The organism is Pseudomonas sp. dw_612 (assembly GCF_018449725.1).
Lineage (GTDB): Bacteria > Pseudomonadota > Gammaproteobacteria > Pseudomonadales > Pseudomonadaceae > Aquipseudomonas.
In genome coordinates, this window is sequence record NZ_JAAVVC010000017.1 from 91,501 (window position 1) to 115,694 (window position 24,194).

Sequence of the window (24,194 nt, forward strand, 5' to 3'; positions counted from 1 at the left end):
ATGCGTTCCCCTGTGGGAGCGGGTTTGCTCGCGATGCATTTTAGGAGGCCCATCCCGGTTTTCGCTTCTGCACAAAGGCCATGGTCCCCTCGATCCCTTCCGCCCCGGTTACGGCTTCGCTGAACCACCCGGCCGCTTGATCCAACAGTTCATCGCAGGGCTGCCCGGCACTGGCCAGCAGCAGTTTTTTGGTCAACGCATTCGCCCCCGGCGCGCAACACAGCACATGGGCCAATACTTCTTCGAGGCGTTCGGCCAGGGCTTGTGGGTCATGCTCGACAAAATGCACCAGGCCCATGCGCCGTGCCTGGGTGCCATCGAACCGCGCTGCGGTAAGGGCCAGTCTGCGGGCCTGGGTCAGGCCGATGCGCTGGACCACGAATGGCGCGATCTGCGCCGGCAGCAGACCGAGGCTGGTTTCCGGCAGACCGAATTGCGCCTGATGATCCGCCAGCGCGACGTCGCTGACGCAAGCCAGACCGAAACCACCGCCCAGCACCGCGCCTTGCAGCACCGTGATCACTACTTGCGGGGCGTGTTGCACCTCTTGCAACAACGCGCCGAACGCCCGGTTCATATCGCGATAGGCGTCCGGACCTTGAGCACGGGCGTTGGCCATGTCCTTGATGTCGCCGCCGGCGCAGAAATGCCCGCCGGCACCGCCGATCACCAAGGCGCGAACCGCGCGGTCATCGCGCACTGCCGCCAGTACCGCGCGCAGTTCGGCGACCATCTGCAAGCTCATGGCGTTGCGGCTTTCCGGGCGGTTAAGGGTGATGTGCAGCACGCCGTTATGGAGTTCGAGCAACAGCGTCTGGCAAACCGGCAGGCTGTTCATTTCTTTTTCCCCGGCAGGGTGCCCATGAGTTTGCAGATGATCCCCAGCATGATTTCGTCGGCGCCACCGCCAATCGACACCAGCCGCACGTCGCGATAGGCCCGGGCCACCGGGTTGTCCCACATGAAGCCCATGCCGCCCCAGTATTGCAGGCAACTGTCGCTGACTTCCCGGCCCAGACGCCCGGCCTTGAGTTTGGCCATCGACGCCAGGCGCGTGACGTCCTGGCCTTTGATGTATTGCTCGGTGGCCTGGTAGACCAGCGCCCGCAGGCATTCGATCTCGGTTTGCAGTTCGGCCAGGCGGAAGTGAATCACCTGGTTATCGATCAGCGCATTGCCGAACGTCTTGCGCTCCTTGCAGTACTCGATGGTGCTGTCGATGCAATATTCCAGGCCCTTGATCATGTTCGCCGCGCCGAACAAACGTTCCTCCTGGAACTGCAACATTTGCATCATGAACCCCGCACCTTCATGGCCGATGCGGTTGCGCTGCGGCACGCGCACGTTATCGAAAAACACCTGGGCGGTTTCCGAACTGCGCATGCCGAGCTTGTCCAGGTGCGAACTCAGGCTGATGCCTGGCGTGTTCATCGGCACCATGATCAGCGACTTGTTGACGTGGGGTTTGTCGTCGGACGTATTGGCCAGCAGGCAGATGAAATCGGCGCTCGGCGAGTTGGTGATCCACATTTTGCTGCCGTTGATCACGTAATCGTCGCCGTCCTTGCGCGCGGTGGTTTTCAACCCGGCGACATCGGAACCGGCGCCGACTTCCGAGACGCCGATGCAGCCGACCTGCTCGCCGGTGATCGCCGGACGCAGGAACTCTTCACGCAACTCATCGGAGCCGAAGCGGGCGAGGGCCGGGGTGCACATGTCGGTCTGCACGCCGATGGACATCGGGATCCCACCGCAATGAATGGTGCCGAACTCTTCGGCGGCGACGATCGAATAACTGTAATCCAGGCCCATGCCGCCGAATTTTTCGGGTTTGGAGATGCCCAGCAGACCGAGGTCGCCAGCCTTGCGGAAGAGCTCATGGATCGGAAAACGCCCGGCCTTTTCCCATTCCTCGACGTGCGGGTTGATCTCGTGATCGACGAATTGGCGAACGGTACGGCGCAGTGCTTCGTGTTCCTGGGTGAAGATCATTTTTATTGTTCTCCTGAGCGCCGCTTAGAAGCGGGCGACACCAAAACTATTGGCTTGCAGCGGCCGAACCTCGGCCTCCTGGCAGATATCCAGCAAATACCCGAGCAACGTCCGGGTGTCCCGCGGATCGATCAACCCGTCGTCCCACAAACTGGCGCTGCCGTAGAGCGCGGTGGACTGGCTGTCGAGTTTCTGCGCGGTGACCTGCTCCAGCATGTCGAGCATTTTCGGGTCCGGCACCAATCCATCCTTGAGCTGTTTGGCCTCGGTGACGATCCGCAGCACTTTGCCGGCCTGGGCGCCGCCCATTACGGCGGTGCGGCTGTTGGGCCAGGCGAAGATGAAGCGCGGGTCGAGGCCGCGGCCGCACATCGCATAGTTGCCGGCGCCGTAGGAACCGCCGACGACGATGGTCAATTTCGCCACCCGGGCATTGGCTACCGCCTGAATCATCTTCGCGCCGTGCTTGATCACGCCTTGCTGTTCCGACTCGGTGCCGACCATGAACCCGGTGGTGTTGTGGAAAAACAGCAGCGGCGTCTGGCTCTGGTCGCACAGCTGAATGAACTGTGCAGCCTTGCTCGCGCCCTTGGGCGTGATCGGGCCGTTGTTGCCGATGAAGCCGCAGGCGCGACCCTGGATTTTCAGGTGACCGCAAATGGTTTGCTGATCAAACTCGCTCTTGAATTCGAGGAAGTTCGACGCATCGGCGATCCGGGCAATGATTTCGCGCACGTCGTAGGGTTTTTTCGGATCGTCCGGGATCAGGCCCAGTAATTCGTCGATGGGGTAGAGCGGTTCTTTCCACTGCGGCTCGGGCAGCCACGGCAGATGCTCGTTCCACGACAACGAGCTGACAATCTCGCGCACCAGACGCACACCGTCGGCGTCGTTCTCCGCCAGGTACTCAGCCGTGCCGGCGGTTTGAGCGTGCATCTCGGCGCCGCCCAGTTCCTCATCGGTGGCGACTTCGCCGGTGGCGGCTTTCAGCAGCGGCGGGCCGGCGAGAAACAGCTTGGCCTTGCCGCGCACCACCACCACGTAATCGGACAAACCCGGTTGATACGCGCCGCCCGCCGTGGCCGAGCCGTGGACCACGGTGATTTGCGGCAACCCCATGGCCGACATCCGCGCCTGATTGGCAAAGCTGCGCGCACCTTCGATGAAAATCTCGGCGGCGTAATTGAGATTGGCGCCGCCGCTTTCGGCCAGAGTGATCACCGGCAGTTTGTTTTCCATGGCGATCTGTTGCAGGCGCAGGGATTTTTTCAAGCCGCTGGGGGAAATGGTCCCGCCCTTGATCGCGCTGTTGTTCGCCACCACCAGCACCCGCACGCCGGACACGTAACCGATCCCGGCAATCAAGCCGCCGCCGGCGGAACTGCCGTCCTTGTCGTCGTGCAATTTATAGCCGGCCAGGCTCGCCAGTTCGAGGAACGGTGCGCCGGGATCGAGCAGCAGGTTGAGGCGTTCACGGGGCAACAATTGGCCGCGTTTGTCGAACCTGGCCTTGGCTTCGGCGGCTTTGTTCAGCAGGTTCTGTTCGAGTTGGCGGACGTGTTCGATACCCACCAGCATCGCCGCGCGGTTTTGTGCGAACTGTTCGCTGAACGGGTCGATCTGGGACTCGATCACCGGCATGGCTTATTCCTTGTCCTTGAGCACGTCGGGCCGCAGTACATCGGGTAAGTACGCGCGGTGGAAACCGTTGTACGACTCACTGTTCTGCGCTTTGTGGATCGGCCACGCCCGACCGCCCAGGCTCGCCGCACCGTCGATGCGCAGCGTACTGCCACTGACAAACGCCGCTGCCGGGCTGAGCAGGAACACAATCGCCGCGCTGACTTCCGATTCAGTGCCAATCCGTTTCAGCGGCACATGCTCGCGCAATGTCGGAATCACTGCCTTGAACGCACCTTCGTAAGTGTCCATGCCGCTGGAGGCGATCCATCCCGGCGCCACCGCGTTGACCCGCACCCCGGCGTAACCCCATTCGAACGCAGCGGTCTTGGTCAGGTTGTCCATGCCCGAGCGCGACGCACCCGAATGGCCCATGCCGGGCATGCCGCCCCACATGTCGGCGAGCATGTTGACGATGGCCCCGCCGTGTTTGCTCATGGACTGATTGAACACTTCCCGGGCCATCAGGAAACCGCCCACCAGGTTGGTGCGCATCACGGTTTCGAAACCCTTTTGATTGATCGAGGCCAGTGGCGACGGGAACTGTCCGCCGGCATTGTTGACCAGCCCGTGGATCGGTCCGAACAGACGGATCAACTCGCTGACCAGATGCTTGACCGCTTCTTCCTCACGGATATCACAGGTCTTCCAGTCAGCCTTGCCGCCATCCTCGGCAATCTCGGTGGCGACGTTTCTCAGTTTGTCGGCATTGCGTCCCACCAGCAGCACATGGGCGCCGAGGGCCGCCAGTTCGTGGGCGGTGCAACGGCCGATGCCGCTGCCGCCGCCGGTGACAATGATGGTTTGGCCAGCGAACAGATCGGGTTTGAAAATCGAGTCGTAAGCCATGGCAGCGGTCCTCTAGTTGACCTGGTCGGCAATGCTCTGGGGCACCGGAATCTGCATCTCCAGCAATTGTTGGGCGAAGGCTTTGCCTTGCGGATCGATCCGCAGACTGGCCACGCCGCCACCGCCGAGGGCGTTTTCCAGCAGGAAATTCAAGCTGTGGGTGCCGGGCAAATACCAGCGCTCGACACGTCCGTGGACCGGGTCGAGCACGTGGCTCATCCAGTCGACGATCACCTCCGGCGTCAGCGCTTCGGCAATCCACGGCAGAAACTGCGGCTGACGCGCCATGACCCCGATATTGCTGTGGTTGCCCTTGTCGCCGGAGCGGGCCACCGCGAGTTTGACCAGCGCGACACTGGCGTCGGCGCGCCCGGTGGGTTTGGGTGGCTCAAACGGCACGGGCAAATCAGCGGGGTCGAGCGCATCGAGGGCGGGCAGGACGCACGGATGGCGTTGACCCTTGAGATCAATCTCCAGCGTGCAGGTGGTTTTGTCGATCAGGAACGAGAACAGCCGGATCAGCGGATACACCGTCGGCCGGCCGCCGACGATCCCGGTCAACCCCGGGGCCATGCCGGTGGCGGCCTGGGCGATTTCCCGGGAGAACACAATCAGCGCCTGTTTGCTCGGATGGCGCACGGCGAGTTTGATCACCACTTCGCGGCTGTCCTGGCGTTGGCCGTGAGGACCGTAGGTGGCCTCGCTGCCGAGCAATTCGATATTCACTTCGCTATAAGGCGCCCAGCCGCGCTGGCTGAAAATCTCCGACGTCTTGTTGATGATTGCTTCGCTGACCCGCCGGGCCTTGTCCACCGCATCGATCCCGGCGATCAGGCAACTGGCGGTGCAGCGGAAACCGTCCGGGTAGGTGGCGCTGACCTTGTATTGATCCGTCGGCGGCAAACCTTTGGCGCCGTGCACCTGCACCGCGTTTTTGCCCTGCTGTTGAAGTTTGACCTGACTGAAATCGCAGACCACGTCCGGCAGCAGATAGGCCCGAGGGTCGCCGATCTCATAGAGCATCTGCTCGCCGACGGTCAGCGGCGTGACCAGCCCGCCGGAGCCTTCGGGTTTGCTGACGATGAACTGGCTGTCGGCGCTGACTTCGACGATGGGAAAGCCGATGTGCTCGTAGTCTGGCACCTCGCGCCAATCGGTGAAGTTGCCGCCGGTGCACTGCGCGCCGCACTCGATGATGTGCCCGGCCAGTGCGGCCTGGGCCAGTTTGTCGTAGTCGTGCCACGACCAGCCGAACTCATGCACCAGCGCGGCGCTGACCACGGCGCTGTCGACCACCCGCCCGGTGATCACGATGTCTGCCCCCAGGCGCAAGGCTTCGACAATGCCTGGCGCGCCGAGATACGTATTGGTGGACACGCACATCGGCGGCAACGGCGCGCCGCTGAACATTTCGCGGATGCCTTGGCTGCTGAGCGATTTGAATTGAGGTTGCAGGTCATCGCCCAGCAACACGGCGATCTTCAGCGCCACACCCGCTTTGTCGCACGCCGCTTGCAGGGCGGCGGCGCAAGCTTGCGGGTTGACTCCACCGGCGTTGCTGATGACGCGAATGTTCTGCTCGGCGAGTTGCGGCAGCAAAGGGCCGAGGACGTCAATGAAGTCGCTGGCGTAGCCGGCCTGGGGATCTTTCATCCGCGCGCCGGCCATGATCGACAGGGTGATCTCGGCCAGGTAATCGAACACCAGATAGTCCAGGCGCCCGGCTGCTACCAATTGCGCGGCGGCGGTCGAGGTGTCGCCCCAGAAGGCACTGGCGCAACCGATGCGGATGGTTTTTGGCACAGTCAACTCCATGCTCAGCTCCGACAGAAGTGCTTCGAGACTACCAAGCAAGCGCTTGGTTTGTAAACGCCCAAAATATCTTCACCCCAAGCGCTTGCTTGGTCGCCCCGGCCAGCTTAAATTGCCCGCGCAACCCCGCTGTTTTAGCGGCGAGCGGCGCATCTGACTGAACGACTGTAGGAGAGAACGGGTGGACGAGCAAAAAGCCCTGAGGGTGATGCGCGAATTGGTCGACAACGGCCAATTGACCGACCCGGACAGTGCCCGTGGCAAACTGCTGCAAGTGGCGGCTCACCTGTTCCGCAATAAAGGCTATGAACGCACCACGGTGCGGGATCTGGCCAGTGCGGTGGGCATTCAGTCGGGCAGTATTTTTCATCACTTCAAAAGCAAGGACGAGATCCTGCGCGCGGTGATGGAAGAAACCATTCGTTACAACACCGCGTTGATGCAGGCCGCCCTGGCCGAGGCTGGCAACGTGCGTGAGAGGGTGCTGGCGCTGATCCGTTGCGAATTGCAGTCGATCATGGGCGGCAGCGGCGAAGCGATGGCGGTGCTGGTCTACGAATGGCGTTCGTTGTCCGCGCAAGGGCAAGTCCATGTGCTGGCCCTGCGGGACATTTATGAAGAAATCTGGTTGCACGTGCTGGGGGAGGCCAAGGACGCCGGGTTTATCCGCGGCGATGTGTTCATCACTCGGCGCTTCCTGACGGGCGCCTTGTCCTGGACCACCACCTGGTTTCGCGCCGGCGGCAGCATGAGCCTTGAACAATTGGCTGAAGAGGCACTGATTCTGGTGCTGGAAGAGAAGCAGTAAGCCGTCTATCTCGACGATAAACTGGCTAAGTAGGCGAAACCGCCTAGCTTGAATGCATTGATGCGTATTTTTCCGGGGAGTGGGTTGTTTTGATGTCTTCGCCAAGTTGGACGGTCTCGCGGCTTTTGCTGGCGGCACTTGCGGTGCTATGGGTGTTGCCGTCCCAGGCGGCGCAACAGGTGCGCGTCGGTGCCGCGCATTTTCCGCCTTACACCGTGCGCCCGGAGTCCGGCGCCGACACCGGTTTGTTGCCGCAATTGGTCGAAGCCTTGAATCAATTGCAAACCGATTACCAATTCGTGCTGGTGCCGACCTCCATTCCCCGGCGTTTCGGTGATTTCAAGCAGGGCCGGGTGGACATGGCGATCTTCGAGAACCCGGAGTGGGGCTGGAAAGACATTCCTCACACCACCGTCGACATGGGCCTGGAAGACGCCGAGATTTTTGTCGCGCAACGCAAACCCGATCGTCAGCAGAGCTACTTTGCCGACCTCGCAGGCAAGCGTCTGGCCCTGTTCAGCGGCTATCACTACGAATTCGCCAATTTCAACGCCGACCCGAAATTCCTCGCACAGAATTACAACGCCACGCTGACCTATTCCCATGACAGCAACCTGCTGATGGTCTTGCGTGATCGCGCGGACATTGCGTTGGTCACGCGCTCTTACCTGAGCGATTACCTGCTGCGCAACGAGAAAGTCGCCGATGAGTTGCTGGTGTCCCAGCGCATCGATCAGGTCTACCACCACTACGCACTCCTGAGCCCGAGCGCGCCGATCAGTGGCCCGGCGTTCAGCAAGTTGCTGCAAGGCTTGCGCGACAATGGCCAGATGCTGAAGATTTTCGAGCCATACAAGATCGCCGTGGTGCCGGTGCCCAAGCCGTGAAATGTGCAACAGATCGCGGATTTAACCCCTTCGCTTAAATTTCCCGCCCCGGCTCACGTCACATCGTTGAACTGTCGACGATTACTGTGAGCCCGACCCATGTCCAATCTGAATGACCTGACTGCGCTGGCGTTGCCGTCAGGGCGCAGTCTTGTAGCCGATGAAACCGAAAGCCGGCTGAGCCTCAGCCTGGAAGGGCAGCCGCTGATTCGTTTGCGTCTGTCCCGCGAGCCCGAGTTGCACATCGAGGTTGAGGAGCGCTTCGGCCTGCCTCCCGGTCAGGCGTTCTGGGCGGCGTGCTATTGGCTGTTTGCCCGGGATCCGGATTGCCAGCGCCTGACCTGGCGTCTTGGCGAAGCGCCGACCGAAGCCCTGCGTAGCGGTTTATTGATCCCGACCGAAAAACCCGGCGAGTACCGCTGCGAGCGCACGCTGTTCTGGCAGTTGCCGCAGCCGTGGCTGGGGCAATCGCAGACCGACACTTATCCGCAGCAAATGATCATTAGCGCCGGCAAGCGTCATCCTCTGCGTCCGGCCAAACCCCGGGGTGAAGTCTATCGACGTTTCGACGCACGCCTCGGCGCGTGGATTTCATTGCGCAGCGTGGAAATCGAACAGGACCTGCCGCGCTTCAATCGCTGGCAGAACAGCCCGCGAGTCGCCAGTTTCTGGGAAGAGCAGGGCAGCCTCGAGAAGCATCGCGAGTACCTGAACAAGCTCGATGCGGACCCGCACACCCTGACGTTGATCGGTTGTTTCGATGATCAGCCGTTCGCTTACTTTGAAGCCTACTGGGCCAAGGAGGATCGCATCGCACCGTTCTATGACGCTGGTGATTACGACCGCGGCATCCACATGTTGGTGGGGGAGGAGGCGCATCGCGGCCCGCACAAAGTGGCGAGCTGGCTGTCAGCGCTGGTGCATTACCTGTTTCTCGACGATCCGCGCACCCAGCGCGTGGTCGCCGAGCCTCGCGCCGATAACGCCAAGATGATCGGGTACATGCACAACCAGTGTTTCCACTGCGAAAAAGAGTTCGACTTCCCGCACAAGCGGGCGGCGCTGATGGTGTTGGGGCGTGAGCGGTTTTTTGATCGGTGCAGGTTGGCCTGAGGCGTAGGGCTCAAGATCCGTTGCGGTCTTGAGTACGCCATCGCGAGCAAGCTCGCTCCCACAGGGTTTGCGCTGAACCTGTGGGAGCGAGCTTGCTCGCGATTGGGGCAACGAAAATCTCAGATATCAACGCCGGGCAAACGTATCCGCCCGACTGCCCGACACCTTGCGGCAGTGCACCAGCGCATCGCGAATCATGAAATTCACCAGGGTCGGCGAGACGCCGAGTTCCTTGGCGATGTCCTTTTGCGGCACGCCGTGCAGGCGGTACATCTCGAAGGCGTAGCGCGTGCGGCTGGGCAGCTCGGTCAGCGCGTCGGCGATGTGTTCCAGGGTCGAGAAATTGATGTGCGAGGTTTCTGGCGAAGCGCCCTGGATCACCACGTTCAGACCTTCCTCTTCCGGGCCTGAATACTTCTGCTCCAGTGCCTGTTTGCGGTAGTGATCGATCGCCAGGTTGCGCACGATCTGGAACAGGTAACTGAGCTGAGCCTTGAATGAAGAGGTGATCTGCGGCGCCGATTGCAGCCGGAAGAACGCATCTTGCACCACGTCTTCAGCCCGCGACCGGCAGCCAGTAATGCGGGCTGCAATTTTGACCAGAATCAGTCGGTTGTCGACAAAGGCCTGAAGTAGCGGTGAATCGCACCTGCTTGTGGATACTTGTTCCGTCATGGAAATCACCTTGCTGCAAATAGGGTTGCGGGACGACAAGCGGTTCGGAGGCGTCCTACACATCGAGCGACAAATTATGTTGAATGATAATGATTGTCAATTGAGAAAGAGAATTAATGCTCCACAAAAGTGCAGAGTGCGAACTGCGACACGCTGTCGCGCCCGGCCCTGTTGGGGTTGAAGCCTGCCGACTAATTATTTCAAGACATCAATCGTTCTCATTGGTGAATGGTTCCGGACACGTCCCGGCCAAAACAGCATTCCCAAGCCTTGCGCGGTCGGCGAAGACCGCGCCCTGCACGCCATTTGTATGAGCGTGACGTAGGAAAACCGATTCCAACTTGCAAGCCGAATTCAGGCAGGAAACCTCATGACCGACGCGTTCGAACTCCCCAGCACTCTGGTCCAAGCCCTCCAGCGCCGCGCGGCCCTGACGCCGGATCGCGTGGCTTTGCGTTTTCTCGCTGAAACCCCGGATCAGGCTGTCGTCCTCAGTTATGCCGAGCTGGACCAGCGGGCTCGGACCATTGCCGGCGCCTTGCAGGCCGAGGCCGGATTTGGCGATCGCGCGGTGCTGTTGTTTCCCAGTGGCCCGGATTACGTCGCGGCGTTTTTTGGCTGTCTGTATGCCGGTGTCATCGCCGTGCCGGCCTATCCGCCGGAATCGACCAAGCGTCATCACCAGGAGCGCCTGCTGTCGATCATCAGCGATGCCGAACCGCGTCTGCTGTTGACCAGCGCCAGCCTGCGCGACGCCTTGCTGCAAATCGAAGGCGCGCCGCCGCTGCTTTGCGTCGATACCCTCGACAGCAATCTGGCCGGACGCTGGATCGCGCCGAACCTGGAAGACGACCACATCGCCTTCCTGCAATACACCTCCGGTTCCACCGCATTGCCTAAAGGCGTGCAAGTCAGCCACGGCAATCTGGTGGCCAACGAACTGTTGATCCGCCACGGCTTCGGCATCGACCTGAACCCGGACGACGTGATCGTCAGCTGGTTGCCGCTGTACCACGACATGGGCCTGATCGGCGGTCTGTTGCAGCCGATTTTCAGCGGTGTGCCGTGTGTGTTGATGTCGCCGGCGTACTTCCTCGGTCGGCCGCTGCGCTGGCTCGAAGCGATCAGCGAATACGGCGGCACCATCAGCGGCGGGCCGGACTTCGCCTATCGACTGTGCAGCGAGCGGGTCAGCGAATCGGCGCTGGAACGCCTCGACCTGAGCGGCTGGCGCGTGGCGTATTCCGGGTCCGAGCCGATTCGCCTCGACACCCTGGAACGCTTCGCCGAGAAATTCGCCCCGTGCGGCTTCACCCCGGACAACTTCATGGCGTCTTACGGTCTGGCGGAAGCCACGCTGTTCGTGGCTGGCACGCCGCGCGGCCAGGGCATCGGCAACCTGCGCGTGGACGACCAGGTGTTGGCACAAAACCGTGCCGAAGCGGGCGAGGGCGCGGCGATCATGAGCTGCGGCATCAGCCAGCCGGAGCATGCGGTGCTGATTGTCGATCCTGTTGCTTTAACCGAACTGGCCGACAACGCCGTCGGCGAAGTCTGGGCCACCGGGCCGAGCATCGCCCATGGTTACTGGCGCAACCCCGAGGCCAGCGCCAAGACTTTCGTCCAGCACGCCGGTCGCACCTGGCTGCGCACTGGCGATCTGGGCTTCAAGCGTGAAGGTGAGTTTTTCATCACCGGACGCCTGAAAGACATGCTGATCGTGCGCGGCCACAACCTCTATCCGCAGGACATCGAGCAAACCGTCGAGCGCGAAGTGGAAGTGGTGCGCAAGGGGCGTGTCGCGGCGTTCGCAGTGACTATCGACGGCCAGGAAGGCATCGGCATTGCTGCGGAAATCAGCCGCAGCGTGCAGAAAATCCTCCCGCCCGACGCATTGATCAAAGCCATCCGCCAAGCGGTGGCCGAGGCGTATCAGGAAGCGCCGAGCGTGGTGGTGTTGCTCAATCCGGGCGCGTTGCCAAAGACCTCCAGCGGCAAACTGCAACGCTCGGCGTGCCGCAATCGCCTGGCGGACGGCAGCCTCGACAGCTACGCGCTGTTCCCGTCGGCAGAGGTTAAAAGCGAAGCCGCGACGCAATCCGCTTCCGAGCTGCAAAGCCTGATCGCCACGATCTGGTGCGAGCAACTCAGCGTCAAACAGGTCAACGCCGATGACCACTTCTTTCTGCTCGGCGGCAACTCCATCGCCGCCACGCAAGTGGTCGCGCGCTTGCGTGAAGAACTGGGTCTGGAGCTGAACCTGCGCCTGCTGTTCGAAGCCCCGACCCTCGGCGCCTTCGCCGAGGCCGTCGCCCGGTTGCAACAGGACGGCGGCCTCGCCCAAGGCGCGATCACGCCGCTGTCGCGCAGCGAAGCGATGCCGCAATCCCTGGCGCAAAACCGTCTGTGGATCACCTGGCAACTCGACCCGCAGAGCAGCGCCTACAACATTCCCGGCGCCCTGCGTTTGCGTGGCGAGCTGGACGAAGACGCGTTGCGCGCCAGTTTCCAGCAGTTGATCGAACGCCACGAATCCCTGCGCACGCGTTTCTTCGAACGTGACGGCGTGGCCCTGCAACGGATCGATGCGGCCAGTGAATTCAACCTGCAACTGATCGACATCAGCGATTTACCCGTCGACAAGCGTGAACTGCGCGCGCAACAAATCCGCGAGGACGAAGCCCGCACCCAGTTCGATCTGGAAAAGGGCCCGTTGCTGTGGGTGTCGCTGGTGCGCCTTGATGACGAGGACCATCAACTGTTGGTGACGATGCACCACATCATCGCCGATGGCTGGTCGCTGAACGTGCTGATCGACGAGTTCTCGCGACTGTACGCCGCCGCTTCCCAAGGCCAGAAAGCCACGCTTGCGGCATTGCCGACCCAGTACGCCGATTACGGCAGTTGGCAGCGCCAATGGCTGGCGCAGGGCGAGGGCGAGCGACAACTGATGTATTGGAAAAACCAGTTGGGCGACGAGCATCCGGTGCTGAGCCTGGCCATTGATCATCCGCGCTCGGCGCAGCACGTCCACAGCGCCGCCCGCCACACCGTGCGTCTGGGCGTGAGCCTGAGCGATGCGATTCGCCAGACCGCCCAGGCGCATGAAGCCACGCCGTTCATGCTGTTGCTCGCCGCGTTCCAGAGCCTGCTACACCGCTACAGCGGCCAGCGCGACATCCGCATCGGCGTGCCGAATGCCAACCGTCCGCGCCTGGAAACCCAGGGGCTGATCGGCTTCTTTATCAACACCCAAGTGCTGCGCGCCGAGGTCGATTCACGCCTGCCATTCGTTGAGCTGCTGGCGCAAACCCGTCAAGCGGCGTTGGGCGCGCAAGCTCATCAGGATCTGCCGTTCGAGCAACTGCTTGAAGCGTTCCCACAGGCGCGTGAGTCCGGTTTGTTCCAGGTCATGTTCAACCACCAGCAGCGGGATTTGAGCGCACTGCGCCGCTTGCCGGGGCTGCTCGCCGAAGAGCTGCCGTGGCACAGCCGCGAAGCCAAGTTCGACCTGCAATTGCACAGCGAAGAAGATCGCAACGGGCGCTTGAGCCTGTCCTTCGACTACGCCAGCGAACTGTTCGATGGGGCAACCATCGAGCGCCTGGCCGAGCACTTCACTAACCTGCTGCGCGAGGTTTGCGCACAACCACAACAGGCCATCGGCGACCTGCAACTGCTGACCTCAAGCGAGCACGATCAGCAAGCCTCATGGAGCGTGGCCCCGTGCACACCGGCCAGCCAATGGCTGCCGGAATTGCTCAATGAACAACTGCGCCAAACCCCGGAGCGCACCGCGCTGATCTGGGACGGTGGCCAACTCGACTTCGCCGAATTGCACGCCCAGGCCAATCGCCTGGCCCACTACCTGCGCGACAAAGGCGTCGGCCCGGACGTGTGCGTGGCCATCGCCGCCGAGCGTTCGCCGCAATTGCTGGTCGGCCTGCTGGCGATCATCAAGGCCGGCGGCGCCTACGTACCGCTGGACCCGGATTACCCGGCCGAACGCCTGGCCTACATGCTTAGCGACAGCGGCGTCGAATTGCTGCTGACCCAGACTGAATTGCTCGACCGCTTGCCGGCCACTGACGGCGTCAGCGTGATCGCCATGGACGCCTTGCACCTGGAGAACTGGCCAAGCCAGGCACCGGGTCTGCACTTGCACGGCGACAACCTGGCCTACGTGATTTACACCTCGGGTTCCACCGGCCAACCGAAAGGCGTCGGCAACACCCACGCCGCCCTCGCCGAACGTTTGCAGTGGATGCAGAACACGTATCGCCTGAACGACACCGACGTGCTGATGCAAAAAGCGCCGATCAGTTTCGACGTGTCGGTGTGGGAATGCTTCTGGCCGCTGATCACCGGCAGCCGCTTGCTGATTGCTGGCCCCGGCGAACATCGCGATCCCCATCGCATTGCGCAATTGGTCCAGCAATACGGCGTGACCACGCTGCACTTCGTACCACCCCTGCTGGCGCTGTTTATTGAGGAACCGCTGACCGCCGAATGCACCAGTCTGCGTCGGGTATTTTCCGGCGGCGAAGCCTTGCCCGCCGAACTGCGCAACCGCGTGCTGGAACAACTGCCCTCCGTGCAACTGCACAACCGCTACGGCCCGACCGAAACCGCGATCAACGTCACCCATTGGCATTGCACCACCGCTGATGGCGAGCGTTCGCCGATTGGCCGGCCGCTGGGCAATGTGATTTGCCGCGTACTCGACAGCGACCTCAATCCCGTGCCGGCCGGTGTGCCGGGTGAACTCTGCATCAGCGGTATCGGTTTGGCCCGAGGCTACCTCGGTCGTCCGTCCCTGACCGCCGAACGTTTTGTGGTCGATCCACTGGGCGAGCAGGGCGCGCGTTTGTACCGCACCGGCGACCGGGCGCGTTGGACCGCTGATGGCGTGATCGAATACCTCGGGCGCCTTGATCAGCAGGTCAAATTGCGCGGCTTCCGGGTTGAGCCGGAAGAAATCGAAGCCCGTTTGCTGGCCCAGGACGGCGTCGCCCAAGCCGTGGTGCTGGTGCGCGAAACGGCCGCTGGCGGGCAGTTGATTGGTTACTACACCTCAACGGATTCCGCCGAAGACATTGAGGTTCAAACACAACGCCTGAAAACCGCGCTGGCCGCCGAGTTACCGGAATACATGGTCCCGGCGCAGTTAATGCGTCTCGACGAAATGCCCTTGAGCCCAAGCGGCAAACTCGACCGTCGCGCCTTGCCCGAACCGCAGTGGCAGGTCCGCGAACACGTCGAACCGGTCACCGCCCTTGAACAACAAATCGCCGGCATCTGGCGCGAAGTGTTGGGCCAGCAGCAAATCGGTCTGCGCGACGATTTCTTCGCCCTCGGCGGCCATTCGCTGCTGGCGACGCAAATCATCTCCCGCACCCGTCAGGCCTGCGACGTCGAATTGCCGCTGCGTGCGCTGTTCGAAAACAGTGAGTTGGGGGCGTTCGCGGAACAGGTCGCGTTGATTCAGGCCAGTGGCAAAACCAACCAACAGCCGCCAATCGAGAAAGTCGATCGCAGCCAAGCGGTGCCGCTGTCCTATTCCCAGCAGCGCATGTGGTTCCTCTGGCAGATGGAGCCGGACAGCCCGGCCTACAACGTCGGCGGCATGGCGCGGCTGCGTGGGGTGCTGGATGTCGGGCGTTTCGAAGCGGCGCTGCAAGCGCTGATCATCCGCCACGAAACCCTGCGCACCACGTTCCCGAGTGTCGATGGCGTGGCCCGGCAACAGGTGCATGCCGACACGGGTATGCGCATGGACTGGAAGGATTTCTCGGCCCTCGACGCCGAGCTGCGCGAGCAACGAGTGCAGGCCTTGGCGGATAGCGAAGCGCACACCCCGTTCAATCTGGAAACCGGCCCGCTGCTGCGTGCCTGCCTGGTCAAGACTGCCGAGCAGGAACACTATCTGGTGCTGACCCTGCACCACATCGTCACCGAAGGTTGGGCGATGGACATCTTCGCCCGTGAGCTGAGCGCGCTCTACGAAGCGTTCGTCGATGACCGCGAATCGCCGTTGGAACCGCTGCCGGTGCAATACCTGGATTACAGCGTCTGGCAGCGTCAGTGGCTGGAGTCCGGCGAGCGTCAACGTCAGCTCGACTATTGGACCGCGCAATTGGGCCGCGAACATCCGCTGCTGGAATTGCCCGCCGACCGTCCGCGTCCGCCGGTGCAAAGCCACCAGGGTGAGCTGTTCCGTTTTGACCTGAGTGATGACCTCGCGGCCCGGGTTCGCGCCTTCAATGCGCAAAATGGCCTGACCTTGTTCATGACCATGACCGCCGCACTTTCTGTGCTGCTTTACCGCTACAGCGGCCAGGCCGATTTGCGCATCGGCGCGCCGGTGGCCAACCGTATTCGTCCGGAAAGCGAAGGGCTGATCGGCGCGTTCCTCAACACCCAGGTTTTGCGTTGCCAGCTCGACGGGCAGATGTCAGTCGGTGAGTTGTTCGAGCAGGTGCGCCACACCGTGATCGAAGGCCAGTCGCATCAGGACCTGCCGTTCGATCACTTGGTCGAAGCCTTGCAGCCACCGCGCAGCGCCGCGTACAACCCGTTGTTTCAGGTGATGTGCAACGTGCAGCGCTGGGAATTCCAGCAGAGCCGCACCCTGGCCGGCATGACCGTCGAGTACTTGGCCAACGATGCCCGGGCGACCAAGTTTGACCTCAACCTGGAAGTCACCGACCTCGACCATCGCCTGGGCTGCTGCCTGACGTACAGCACCGATTTGTTCGACGAACCGCGCATTGCACGGATGGCCGGGCACTGGCGCAATCTGCTGGAAGCCTTGTTGGCCGATCCGCAACAACGCCTCAGCGAGTTGCCGTTGCTGGAAGTGACGGAGCAGAAAAACCTGCTGAACAGCCTCGGCATCGAGCCGGGCGAGCATCGTCTGGACCAGTGCATTCATCACCTGTTCAGCGAGCAAGCTCTGGCCCGCAAAGATGCGCCGGCCCTGACGTTTGCTGGCGAAACCTTGAGCTACGCCGAACTCGACAGCCGCGCCAATCGCCTGGCCTGGATGCTGCGCGAACGCGGTGTCGGCCCGCAGGTTCGGGTGGGCCTGGCGCTGGAGCGGTCGCTGGAAATGGTTGTCGGACTGTTGGCGATCCTCAAGGCCGGCGGCGCCTACGTGCCGCTGGACCCGGAATACCCGCTCGATCGCCTGCATTACATGATCGAAGACAGTGGCATCGGTCTTCTGCTCAGCGACAAAGCCATGTTCAATGCCCTCGGTGAATTGCCCGCGACTGTGGCCCGCTGGTGCCTGGAAGACGACGCCGCCGAACTGGCCAACTACCCGGCCATCGAGCTGCCGTTTATCAGTCTGCCGCAGCATCAGGCGTACCTGATTTACACCTCCGGTTCCACCGGCAAACCGAAAGGCGTGGTGGTGTCCCATGGCGAAATCGCCATGCACTGCCAAGCCGTGATCGACCGTTTCGGCATGCGCCCCGACGACTGCGAACTGCACTTCTATTCGATCAACTTTGACGCCGCCACCGAGCGTCTGCTGGTGCCGCTGTTGAGCGGCGCGCAAGTGGTGTTGCGTGCTCAAGGTCAGTGGGACGCGGAAGAAATCTGCGGCCTGATTCGTCAGCATCAGATCAACATTCTCGGCTTCACCCCGAGCTACGGCAGTCAGTTGGCGCAATGGCTGGCGACCCAGGGCGAAACCCTGCCGGTGCGCATGATCATCACTGGCGGCGAAGCCCTGACCGGCGAACACCTGGCGCGGATTCGCGCGGCGTTCACCCCGAGCGTGTTCTTCAACGCTTACGGCCCGACCGAAACCGTGGTCATGCCGCTGGCCAGTCTGGCGCCGGACGTGTTGGAAGAAGGCCTCGGCAGCGTGCCAATCGGCAGCGTAATCGGCGCCCGCGTGGCCTACATCCTCGACGCCGACCTGGCCTTGGTGCCCCAAGGCGCGACCGGCGAGTTGTACGTCGGCGGTGCCGGCCTGGCCCAGGGATATCACGAGCGCGCGGGGATGACGGCCGAGCGTTTTGTGGCGGATCCGTTTGCCGACAATGGCGGGCGTATCTACCGCACCGGTGACCTGGTGCGCCAGCGTGCCGACGGTTTGGTCGAGTACCTTGGCCGTATCGATCATCAAGTGAAAATCCGGGGGTTCCGCATCGAACTGGGCGAGATCGAAACCCGTCTGCTGGAGCACGAATCCATCCGTGAAGCCGTGGTCCTGGCACTGGATGCGCCGAGCGGCAAACAGTTGGTTGGCTATTTGGTGACTGAGGTCGCCGAACAGGACGAAGCGCAACAAGCCGCGCTGCGCGACGCGTTGAAGGCGCACCTCAAATCCCAACTGCCGGACTACATGGTGCCGACGCACCTGATCCTGCTGGCGAGCATGCCGTTGACCGCCAACGGCAAACTCGACCGCCGTGCACTGCCAGCGCCGGACCCGGAGCTGAACCGCCAGCACTATGTGGCGCCGAGCAATGAACTTGAGCTGACGTTGGCCGGGATCTGGTGCGAAGTGCTGAACGTCGCGCAGGTCGGTCTTAACGATAATTTCTTCGAACTCGGCGGCGACTCGATCCTGTCGATTCAGGTGGTCAGTCGCGCACGGCAACAGGGCATCCACTTCAGTCCTCGGGATCTGTTCCAGCACCAGACCGTGCAAACCCTCGCTGCCGTCGCGACCCGCACCGAACAAGTCACCGCCGAGCAAGGTTTATTAACCGGCGAATCCGCTTTGACGCCGATCCAACACTGGTTCTTCGACACCGATATCCCCGAGCGTCAGCACTGGAACCAGGCGTTGCTACTGGAGCCGACCGTGGCGCTGGAACCCCATCGTCTGGAGCAAGCGCTGCTGGCGGTGATCGAGCAACACGACGCCTTGCGCCTGCGTTTCACGGAAACAGATCGCCAGTGGCACGCCGCGCACCAAGCGGTGAAAGACACGCCGGTGCTGTGGCAGGTCCGCGTCGCGTCGATGGACAAATGCACCGCGCTGTTCGCCGATGCCCAACGCAGCCTTGACCTCGAACACGGCCCGCTGATGCGGGTGCTGTTGGTCGATGGTCCAGAGGGTAAGCAACGTTTGTTCGTTGCCATTCACCACTTGGTGGTAGACGGTGTGTCGTGGCGCGTTTTACTCGACGATCTGCAAACGGTTTACCGTCAGCTCGACGCTGGACAGTCGGTGAAACTGCCGGCGAAAACCAGCGCCTTCAAGGACTGGACCGCACGCTTGCAGGCTTATGCCGGCAGCGAATCCCTGCGTGAAGAACTGAGCTGGTGGCAGTTGCAACTGGCCGGGCCGAGCGTTGAATTGCCGTGTGATCGCCCGCAGGGCGGCCAGCAGAATCGCCATGCAAAAACCGTCAGCGTGCGCCTGGACGCCGAGCGCACCCGGCAATTGCTGCAACAGGTGCCGAGCGCGTATCGCACGCAGGTCAACGACTTGCTGCTGACCGCACTGGCCCGGGTCATGTGCCGCTGGAGCGGCCACGAATCGGCGCTGATTCAACTCGAAGGCCACGGTCGCGAAACCCTGTTCGACGAGATCGACCTGACCCGCACCGTCGGTTGGTTCACCAGCGCTTATCCGCTGCGTCTGGTGCCAGCGCAAGGGCAGGGCGACTCGATCAAGTCGATCAAGGAACAACTGCGCGGCGTGCCGCACAAAGGTTTGGGATACGGCGTGCTGCGTTACCTCGCCGATGACCTGTGCCGCCAGACCATGGCTGCGTTGCCGGTGGCGCCGATCACCTTCAACTACCTTGGCCAGTTCGACCGGAGCTTCGGCGCGGACGCGTTGTTCCGGCCGCTCGATGAACCGGTCGGCGCGGCCCATGATCCTCATGCGCCGCTGCCGAACGAATTGAGCGTCGACAGTCAGGTCTACGGCGGTGAACTGGTGCTGCGCTGGACCTTCAGCGCCGAGCGCCACGACCCGCAAACCATCAGTGACCTGGCCGACGCTTATCTGGGCGAGTTGCACAGCCTGATCGAACACTGCCTGCAGGACGGGGCCGGTGGCCTGACGCCGTCGGACTTCCCGCTGGCCCGGTTGACCCAGCCGCAACTCGATGCGCTGCCGATTCCGGCCGCCGTGATCGAAGACGTCTACCCGCTGACCCCGATGCAGGAAGGCATGTTGCTGCACACCTTGCTCGAACCGGGCACCGGGCTCTACTACATGCAGGACCGCTACCGCATCAACAGCGAACTCGACCCCGAGCGTTTCGCCCAGGCCTGGCAAGCGGTGATCGCCCGACACGAAGCCTTGCGCGCGTCGTTCTGCTGGAACGTCGGCGAAGACATGCTGCAAGTGATCCACAAACCGGGCAGCACGCCGATCGAGTACCTCGACTGGACCGCGATTGCCGACATCGAGCAAGAACCGAAGCTGCAAGCATTGCTGAAAAGCGAGCGCGAAGCCGGGTTCGATTTGCTCAACCAGGCACCGTTCCACCTGCGCCTGATCAAGGTCGGCGCGGCGCGCTACTGGTTCATGATGAGCAACCACCACATCCTGATCGATGCCTGGTGCCGCTCGCTGCTGATGAACGATTTCTTCGAAATCTACATGGCCCTCGGCGAAGGCCGGGACGCGCAACTCGCCGTGCCGCCGCGTTATCGCGACTACATTGGCTGGCTGCAACGCCAGAGCCTGGCCGAAGCGCGGCAGTGGTGGAAAACCAACCTGCAAGGCTTCGAGCGGACCACACCGATTCCGAGTGACCGACCGTTCCTGCGTGAACATGCGGGTGACAGCGGCGGCATGATCGTTGGCGACCGCTACACCCGGCTCGACGCCCGTGATGGCGCGCAATTGCGTGAACTGGCCCAGGCCCATCAACTGACCATCAACACCTTCGCCCAAGCGGCGTGGGCCTTGGTGCTGCGGCGCTTGAGCGGTGATCGCGACGTGCTGTTCGGCGTCACCGTCGCCGGGCGCCCGGTGGACATGCCGCAGATGCAGCGCACCGTCGGCCTGTTTATCAACAGCATCGCGCTGCGGGTAAAAATGCCCGAAGACGATCAGCGTGTCAGCGTTCGCCAATGGCTCAGCGGTTTGCTCGACAGCAACATGCAACTGCGCGAATACGAATACCTGCCGTTGGTAACGATCCAGGAAAACAGCGAATTGCCGAAAGGCCAGCCGCTGTTCGACAGCCTGTTCGTGTTCGAAAACGCCCCGGTGGAAGTCTCGGTGCTGGACCGTGCGCAAAGCCTCAACGCCACCTCGGACTCGGGCCGCACCCACACCAACTTCCCGCTGACGGCGGTGTGTTATCCGGGGGATGACCTCGGTTTGCATATCTCCTACGACCAGCGTTATTTCGACGAAACCACGGTCGAGCGCATGCTCGGCGAGTTCAAGCGACTGCTGTTGGCGCTGGTGCAAGGCTTCCATGGCGACATGGCCGACTTGCCGCTGCTGGGCACCGAGGAACAGGACTTCCTGGTCCATGGCTGCAACCAGAGTGAGCATGAGTACCCGTTGGAAAAAAGCTACGTCGAACTGTTCGAAGCCCAGGTTGCGCAGCATCCACAACGGATTGCCGCCAGTTGCCTCGACCGTTTGCACAGTTACGTCGAGCTGAACCAGCGCAGTAACCGCCTCGGCCACGCGTTGATTGCAGCGGGTGTCGGGCGGGATCAACCGGTGGCGTTGCTCGCCGAACGTAACCTCGACTTGCTCGGCATGATCATTGGCAGCTTCAAGGCTGGTGCCGGTTATCTGCCGCTGGATCCGGGGCTGCCGAGTCAGCGCTTGAGCCGCATCATCGACCTGAGCCGCACGCCATTGCTGGTCTGCACCCAGGCCTGTCACGAGCAAGCCGTCGCGTTGCTGGAAGAGTTTGCCTGCGCCCATCGGCCGAAGTTGCTGGTCTGGGAAGACGTGCAGGCGAGCGATGCGTCGGTGCAAAACCCGGGCATCTACAGCGCCCCGGATAACTTGGCCTACGTGATCTACACCTCGGGCTCCACCGGGTTGCCGAAAGGTGTGATGGTTGAGCAGCGCGGCATGCTGAATAACCAGTTGAGCAAGGTGCCGTACCTGAACCTTAGCGCTGCGGATGTGATCGCGCAGACCGCGTCGCAAAGCTTCGATATTTCGGTCTGGCAATTCCTCGCCGCGCCGCTGTTCGGCGCGCGAGTGGACATCGTGCCGAACACCGTCGCCCACGATCCGCAAGGTTTGCTGGCCCACGTGCAAAGCCAGGGCATTACCGTGTTGGAAAGCGTGCCGTCGCTGATCCAGGGCATGCTCGCCCAGGACCGCATCAGCCTCGACGGTTTGCGCTGGATGTTGCCGACCGGCGAAGCGATGCCGCCGGAACTGGCGCACCAATGGCTGTTGCGCTACCCGGACATCGGGTTGGTCAACGCCTATGGGCCGGCGGAATGTTCGGATGACGTGGCGTTCTTCCGCGTCGATATGGCCTCGACTCGCGGCAGCTATTTGCCGATCGGTACGCCGACCGACAACAACCGTTTGTACCTGCTCGATGGCGCGCTGGAACTGGTGCCGCTGGGCGCGGTGGGTGAGTTGTGCGTCGCGGGTACGGGTGTCGGTCGCGGTTACGTCAGCGATCCGTTGCGCACCGCCCAGGTGTTTGTGCCGAACCCGTTTGGCGAGCCGGGTGATCGTCTGTATCGCACCGGCGACCTGGCTCGGCGGCGCAGTGACGGCGTGTTGGAATACGTCGGGCGCATCGACCATCAAGTGAAGATTCGCGGTTACCGCATCGAGTTGGGGGAAATCGAGGCGCGGCTGCACGAACAACCGGAAGTCCGCGATGGGGCGGTGGGTGTGCAGGAAGGCGTCAACGGCAAGCATCTGGTTGGCTATCTGGTCGCGGCGGATTCTGCGCTCAACCCGAGCGAGCGACTGGAACGCATCAAACAACGCCTGCGCGCCGAACTGCCGGAATACATGGTGCCGCTGCACTGGTTGTGGCTCGACAAACTGCCGCTGAATGCCAACGGCAAACTGGATCGCAAAGCCTTGCCGGCACTGGAGATCGGCCAGTTGCAGAGCCAGGACTACCAGGCGCCGCGCAATGAACTGGAGCAGACCCTGGCCGATATATGGGCCGAGGTGCTGAAAGTGGAGAAAGTCGGTGTTCGCGACAACTTCTTCGAACTGGGCGGCCATTCGCTGCTGGCGACGCAGATTGCTTCGCGGGTGCAGAAATCGTTGCAACGGGATGTGCCGCTGCGGGCGATGTTCGAATGCAGCACGGTGGAGGAATTGGCTGAGTACATCGACGGGTTGGCGGCGAGTGATATGACCGAGGAGAAGGTGGATCGGTTGAATGACTTGATGGCGGAGTTGGAGGGGCTTTAAAGGCAAAAGATCGCAGGCTGCGCCAGCTCCTACAGGAGAACGCATTCCAATGTAGGAGCTGCCGAAGGCTGCGATCTTTTGATCTTCAACAAGGTTGACTGTGAAACCCATGCGGTTCAGCCTGCCAGGGCTTTTTCGGTAGACCCCTTCACAAAGGAGACACTCGATGCCCTTCGCAACAATAGACGGACAACCCCTTCACTACACCGACCAAGGTACCGGCCCGGCCGTGCTGCTGGCGGGCAGTTACCTGTGGGATCAGGCCATGTGGGCGCCGCAGATTGCCGCGCTGTCGCAGCACTACCGGGTGATTGCCCTGGACCTCTGGGGCCACGGTCAATCCGGGCGACTGCCCGACGGTACGACGTCGCTGGATGACATCGCTCGCCAGGCCTTGGCGCTGCTCGATCACCTGGACATCGATCGCGTCACCCTGGTCGGCCTGTCGGTCGGTGGCATGTGGGGCGTGCGTTTGGCGCTGTCGGCACCGCAGCGGCTCAACGGCCTGGTGCTGATGGACACCTATGTCGGTGTCGAGCCGGAGCCGACTCGCCAATACTATTTCTCGCTGTTCAAACAGATCGAAGACACCGGCGTCATCTCGCCGCAACTGCTGGACATCGTGGTGCCGATCTTCTTCCGCCCGGGCATCGATCCTCAGTCGGCGCTGTATCAGGATTTCCGCGCTTCATTGGCGGCGCTGCCGGCGGAGCGACTGCGCGAAAGCATCGTGCCGATGGGGCGGATTACGTTTGGGCGGGATGATCTGTTGCCGCGTCTGGGCGAGTTGAGTCCTGAAACCACGCTGGTGATGTGTGGCGATCAGGACAAGCCGCGACCGCCATCGGAAGCACGGGAAATGGCCGAGTTGATCGGTTGCCCGTGTGTGCTGGTGCCGGAGGCGGGGCATATTTCCAATCTGGAGAATCCGGAGTTTGTGACGGAGGCTTTGTTGGGGTTTTTGGCTGAGAGGAATTAGTCGATCGTTCTGACGCCTTCGCGGGCAAGCCTCGCTCCTACAGGG

At 62.2% G+C, this 24,194-nt stretch carries 11 protein-coding genes; 5 read left to right on the top strand and 6 right to left on the bottom strand.

The features are described from left to right. Positions 1-40 precede the first annotated feature (40 nt). Genes HB680_RS23180 through HB680_RS23200 form a run of 5 tightly spaced genes read right to left on the bottom strand, consistent with a single transcriptional unit; the run spans position 41 to position 6,324 of the window. Complete coding sequence (locus HB680_RS23180) at positions 41-838, bottom strand: enoyl-CoA hydratase-related protein (protein WP_213940797.1); 798 nt, start codon at positions 836-838, stop codon at positions 41-43. Then, positions 835-1,992, bottom strand: coding sequence for an acyl-CoA dehydrogenase family protein (atuD, locus tag HB680_RS23185; RefSeq protein ID WP_213940798.1), 1,158 nt, complete (start codon positions 1,990-1,992; stop codon positions 835-837). The genes HB680_RS23180 and atuD overlap by 4 nt, the downstream gene beginning before the upstream one ends. Before the next feature lie 24 nt (positions 1,993-2,016). Then, on the bottom strand, positions 2,017-3,633 hold the full coding sequence (atuC, locus tag HB680_RS23190) for an acyl-CoA carboxylase subunit beta (protein WP_213940799.1): 1,617 nt from the start codon (positions 3,631-3,633) through the stop codon (positions 2,017-2,019). 3 nt (positions 3,634-3,636) lie between these two features. Beyond that, a complete protein-coding gene (locus HB680_RS23195) occupies positions 3,637-4,521 on the bottom strand; it encodes an SDR family oxidoreductase (RefSeq protein WP_213940800.1) in 885 nt (294 codons plus the stop codon). Positions 4,522-4,533: 12 nt separating this feature from the next. Next, positions 4,534-6,324 (bottom strand): acyclic terpene utilization AtuA family protein, encoded by a 1,791-nt coding sequence (locus HB680_RS23200; protein WP_213940853.1) that lies wholly within the window; start codon positions 6,322-6,324, stop codon positions 4,534-4,536. Positions 6,325-6,514: 190 nt separating this feature from the next. On the opposite strand from HB680_RS23200, the gene HB680_RS23205 reads away from it, so the two are divergent. From HB680_RS23205 to HB680_RS23215, 3 genes are all read left to right on the top strand, one after another. Then, positions 6,515-7,141, top strand: coding sequence for a TetR family transcriptional regulator (locus tag HB680_RS23205; protein WP_213940801.1), 627 nt, complete (start codon positions 6,515-6,517; stop codon positions 7,139-7,141). 92 nt (positions 7,142-7,233) lie between these two features. Next, positions 7,234-8,028 (top strand): ABC transporter substrate-binding protein, encoded by a 795-nt coding sequence (locus HB680_RS23210; protein WP_213940802.1) that lies wholly within the window; start codon positions 7,234-7,236, stop codon positions 8,026-8,028. A gap of 99 nt (positions 8,029-8,127) precedes the next feature. After that, the gene (locus tag HB680_RS23215) at positions 8,128-9,141 is read left to right on the top strand and encodes a GNAT family N-acetyltransferase (RefSeq protein ID WP_213940803.1); all 1,014 of its coding nucleotides are present in this window, start codon (positions 8,128-8,130) and stop codon (positions 9,139-9,141) included. Positions 9,142-9,267: 126 nt separating this feature from the next. Here the strand turns inward: HB680_RS23215 and HB680_RS23220 are convergent, their stop codons facing one another. Further along, positions 9,268-9,816 carry an RNA polymerase factor sigma-70 gene (locus HB680_RS23220; protein ID WP_054614033.1) on the bottom strand — a complete coding sequence of 183 codons (549 nt, stop codon included), beginning with the start codon at positions 9,814-9,816 and terminating at the stop codon, positions 9,268-9,270. Positions 9,817-10,186: 370 nt separating this feature from the next. On the opposite strand from HB680_RS23220, the gene HB680_RS23225 reads away from it, so the two are divergent. Beyond that, positions 10,187-23,170 carry a non-ribosomal peptide synthetase gene (locus HB680_RS23225; protein ID WP_213940804.1) on the top strand — a complete coding sequence of 4,328 codons (12,984 nt, stop codon included), beginning with the start codon at positions 10,187-10,189 and terminating at the stop codon, positions 23,168-23,170. 166 nt (positions 23,171-23,336) lie between these two features. Continuing rightward, the gene (locus HB680_RS23230) at positions 23,337-24,149 is read left to right on the top strand and encodes an alpha/beta fold hydrolase (RefSeq protein ID WP_213940805.1); all 813 of its coding nucleotides are present in this window, start codon (positions 23,337-23,339) and stop codon (positions 24,147-24,149) included. The last annotated feature ends 45 nt before the right edge of the window (positions 24,150-24,194 follow it).